Annotated in this window: 2 protein-coding genes; both read left to right on the top strand. The window is 53.5% G+C overall.

Translation table 11 applies throughout. The annotated features are described in order from the left end of the window. The first annotated feature begins 195 nt into the window (after positions 1-195). The gene (locus NW818_RS10295) at positions 196-3,795 is read left to right on the top strand and encodes a helicase-related protein (protein ID WP_414328702.1); all 3,600 of its coding nucleotides are present in this window, start codon (positions 196-198) and stop codon (positions 3,793-3,795) included. 29 nt (positions 3,796-3,824) lie between these two features. Then, positions 3,825-4,529: a Uma2 family endonuclease gene (locus NW818_RS10290; protein WP_414424490.1), complete on the top strand. Its 705-nt coding sequence runs from the start codon at positions 3,825-3,827 to the stop codon at positions 4,527-4,529. The last annotated feature ends 111 nt before the right edge of the window (positions 4,530-4,640 follow it).

Here is a 4,640-nt window from a genome sequence, read left to right as displayed (position 1 = left end):
GCAGTGTTCAGCGTAAATGTATCAGGACTTAAAACCGGCTTAAAACCGTCGTGAAGCCGCTTGCCAACTCCAAACTGCTGTCTCCTTTTATGGAAGAAGGGGACTTTTGCTGTGGGAAAAGAGCTGGAAGTGAGCGCAACATAGCAATGGGGAGCTGGAACAGGCTCCGCTCGCAGCTCTGGAAACCCGCAGTTTATGGCTCGACTGGAAGATCTCACCCCTGGCGCCAAGGTCAAAGGGATCCTGCCCAATCAAACCGTTGCCATCGTGAGTGTGAGGTGGTACGGCAGCAGCACCATCGAGGCCATCTACAAAGACACTCAGGGGCGTCTCCATTCAGAGCTTCTGTTTCGGGATAAAGAGCCAACCCTAGAGGTGGTAGCCGAGGGATCCCTTGGCAACTTCGAGGGAGACGGCGCCTTATTTCGCCTAGCTTCAGAGGCCTATCGGATTCGGCTGGCGCACCTGTTTGATCCCTTGCTGGCCGTTCACACCTCTCTGGTAGAACCCCTGCCCCACCAGATCAGCGCCGTCTATGGGGAAATGCTCACGCGGCAGCCGCTGCGGTTTTTGCTGGCCGATGACCCAGGTGCCGGCAAAACCATCATGGCAGGGCTTTTGGTTAGAGAGCTATTGATTCGAGGTGACTTGCACCGCTGTCTCATCGTTTGCCCGGGGAGTCTAACGCTGCAGTGGCAAGATGAGATGGTGCAAAAGTTTCATTTGCCCTTTGAGATCTTGACCAACGATCGCATTCAAGCCGCCCGAACTGGCAACCCTTTCCTGGAGATACCTCTTCTCATTGCCCGCCTCGATAAGCTCAGCCGAGATGAGGCCCTGCAGGAGAAACTGAGGCAAACTGATTGGGATCTGGTTATTGTTGATGAGGCCCACAAACTCTCCGCATCCTTCTTTGGGGGAGAAATCAAAGAAACCAAGCGTTACAAGCTGGGCAAGTTGCTCTCGCAGCTAACACGCCACTTTTTACTGATGACAGCCACTCCCCACAACGGTAGAGAAGAAGACTTTCAGCTTTTTTTGGCTTTGCTGGATGGGGATCGCTTTGAGGGGAGATTCCGAGATGGAGTTCATACCTGTGATGCCTCGGATTTGATGCGGCGGCTGGTGAAAGAAGACCTGCTCAAGTTCGATGGCAAGCCTCTCTTTCCCGAACGGCGAGCTTACACCGTCCAGTACGTCTTGTCTGACCTGGAAGCCAGGCTCTATAAGGAAGTGACCGATTACGTGCGCGAAGAGTTTAACCGCGCGGAAGCTTTAGAGCAAGGTAGCCGCAAAAGGACGGTCGGTTTTGCTTTAACCATCCTGCAACGTCGGCTAGCCTCTTCTCCAGAAGCGATCTACCAATCCTTGCTGCGAAGACGAGAGAGACTGCAGCGGAAGCTAAAGGAAGAACAATTGCGCAGCCGGGGAGACAACCTTGCTTTTACCACTTCCCTGCTAGACGAAGAAGGCTGGGATGAGGATTTTGAAGACTGCCCTGCTGAAGAGCGGGAACCGCGAGAAGAAGAGCTGGTAGATCAGGCAACTGCCGCCCGCACAATTGTCGAGCTGCAGGCAGAAATTCAGCGGCTGCAGGAGCTGGAAAAATTAGCCTTGCAAGTGAGACGTAGCGGCAAAGACCGCAAGTGGGAGGAGCTATCGAAACTCTTGCAAAATCAGGGGGAGATGTTTGATGCCGGCGGACATCGGCGCAAGTTGGTTATCTTCACCGAACATCGAGATACCCTCAACTATCTGGCTGACCGAGTGGGGAACTTGCTGGGCCAACCGGAAGCGGTGATCACCATTCACGGCAGCATGGGTCGAGAAGAGCGCAAAAAAGCCGAGGAAGCCTTTAAACAGGATCCCGCCGTTCAAGTACTCATTGCTACCGATGCTGCGGGAGAAGGGATCAACCTTCAACGGGCCCACCTGATGGTGAACTACGACCTGCCTTGGAACCCCAACCGCCTGGAGCAGCGCTTTGGGAGAATTCACCGCATTGGTCAAACCGAGGTCTGCCACCTGTGGAACCTAGTGGCCGAGGAAACGCGGGAAGGAGATGTCTACTTGGCTTTGCTGAAAAAAATAGAAATCGAGCAAAGGGCCTTGGGGGGCAAGGTCTTCGATGTCCTGGGCAAAGCGATTGCCGGTCAAGAACTGCGAGAGCTGCTGATCGAGGCCATTCGCTACGGGGATCGTCCAGAGGTCAAGGCCCGACTCAATCAAGTGATTGCAGATCGCCTAGACCACGAGCGGCTCAGGGAACTCCTGGCAGAACGCGCCCTGGCCCACGACTCGATGGATACGACCAAAGTGCAGCAAATCCGGGCGGAAATGGAGCGAGCCGAGGCCCGCAAGCTCCAGCCTCATTTCATTGCCTCCTTCTTCCTAGAAGCTTTTCAACGCTTGGGTGGCACCATTCGAGAGCGGGAACCCAAACGCTATGAAATTACCCATGTGCCGGCAGCAATTCGCAATCGCGACCGCCAGATTGGGTTGGGCGCACCCATCTTAAAAAAATACGAGCGGATTACCTTTAACAAAAACCTCATCAGCGTCCCCAACAAGCCCCCGGCAGAGTTCATCTGCCCAGGCCATCCCCTGCTGGATGCCACTCTGGACTTGGTTTTGGAGCAACACCGAGATTTGCTCAGACAGGGATCCATCCTCGTCGATGAAAACGATCCCGGCGAAACACCACGGATACTGGTGTACCTAGAGCATGCCCTTCAGGATGGGCGCCTAGACCGAAATGGCCAGCGACGGGTTATCTCCCGACGGATGCAATATGTGGAGATCTTTCTCCCCGCTCCCCAAGGGCTAGGAGGAGGAGAGAGCGTCAGGGTAAGAAGCGCCGGCTATGCTCCCTACTTGGACTACCGGCCCCTAACTCCCGCAGAGCGCGACCTTGTGAAAGCGAAAGCTGGATCCCACATCCCCCAGCTCTCGGCTTCAGAGGTAGAAAGCCAAGCCATCGCTTACGCCATTGAGCGTTTAGTTCCCCAGCATTTCCAGGAAATCAAAGCTCAGCGGGAAGAATTGATCAACAAGACGGAGCTGGCTGTTAAAGATCGCCTCACCCGAGAAATTAACTACTGGGATCATCAAGCTGCACAGTTGCGGCTGCAAGAGCAAGCCGGCAGGCCCAACGCCAAGCTCAACTCTGCCAAGGCTCAGCAGCGGGCGGATGAGTTGGCGGATCGCCTTCAGAAGCGCCTATCGGAGTTGGAGCAGGAGCGCCAGCTATCCTCCTTGCCGCCGGTGGTAACCGGGAAAGCCTTGGTGATCCCCATCGGACTGCTGCAGCGGCTACAGGGCAAGCGAGGGTCAACCCCTACCACCTTTGCCCGCGAAACCCGGCGAGTAGAACAAGCAGCAATGGCTGCCGTTATGGCCATAGAGCGGGCGTTGGGCTACGAACCTCGTGATGTCAGCGCTGAAAACCTGGGCTATGATATCGAATCCGCTGGAAGGGAAGGCCTTCGCTTCATTGAAGTCAAAGGCAGAGTTGAGGGAGCAAAGACGGTAACCGTTACCAAAAATGAAATCTTGACAGCTCTCAACAAACCCGACCATTTCATCCTGGCTTTGGTAGAAGTGCCAGCCGATCCCGCCTTTCCAGAAGGGGATGCCTTCAGGGTAAAGACCCCTGCAGGCACCTACACCGTGCCGGGCGAAGGCTGCCAGGTGCGGTATGTGCGGCGGCCTTTTCAACGGGAGCCGGATTTTGGGGCCAGTAGCGTCAACTATGATTGGAAAGAATTGTGGAATCGAGGAAGGGATCCCAAATAGATACTAACTTTCATTGGTAGGATGAATTCATGCTACTGGAATTGCGGCAAATCCATGTTCCAGCAGGTCAGCGAGTTGTCTTGCAGGGCATCTCTTGGCAAGAGTTTGAAACCATACTGAGCGAATTGGGAAACCAGCGGGGGTCTCGGTTGGCTTACGATCATGGCTTGCTGGAGATCATGATGCCGCTTCCAGAGCATGAGGATGATAAAGAGATCATTGGTGATTTAATTAAAGCGCTGTTGGAAGAGCTGGATATTGAGTTCCGCAGTTTAGGTTCGGTGACCTTAAGAAAGCCTACAACTTATGGCCTGGAGCCTAACCAGTGCTTTTATATTCAGAATGAGCTAGCAATTCGCGGCAAGAAACGAATAGATCTCATGATCGATCCACTACCCGATCTTGCAATTGAAGTTGATATCACATCCCGAACCCATCTTGATCTTTACGCAGCACTTCAGGTACCGGAGCTATGGCGATTTGATCAAGGCATTCTTCAAGTTAATGTACTCCGATTTGGCAATTACCAAGAAGTTGATGAAAGCCCAACTTTCCCAGGCTTAAACCTAAAGCAAGTTATCCCTCATTACCTACAGGAGAGCAAAGTCTTAGGTAGAAACAAAGCAATTCAAGCATTCCGCCGATGGGTACAAGGACAAATCCAGTCGTCGTCCAGAAAAAGTAGCAACTCAATCGGCACCCAACATGGCTTGTCCAAAATCAAGATGCCTTAGTTGTTCTTGAACAGGCTGGAGCCATCTTTTCGTTGAGCCCGCCTTCCCCTCAGACTAAACTCTAAACTGCAGCCTGTTTAACCCGAGTAAACTACCCGACACCAACCGCTA

This window comes from Synechococcus sp. R6-5 (genome assembly GCF_047461775.1).
GTDB lineage: Bacteria > Cyanobacteriota > Cyanobacteriia > Thermostichales > Thermostichaceae > Thermostichus.
The sequence above is the reverse complement of the archived record's forward strand: the minus strand, read 5'-3'. Positions and strand labels throughout refer to the sequence as shown.

Coding starts and splice junctions, on each gene's coding strand:
- NW818_RS10295 (WP_414328702.1), top strand. CDS start 196: ATGGCTCGACTGGAAGATCTCACCCCTGGCGCCAAGGTCAAAGGGATC.
- NW818_RS10290 (WP_414424490.1), top strand. CDS start 3,825: ATGCTACTGGAATTGCGGCAAATCCATGTTCCAGCAGGTCAGCGAGTT.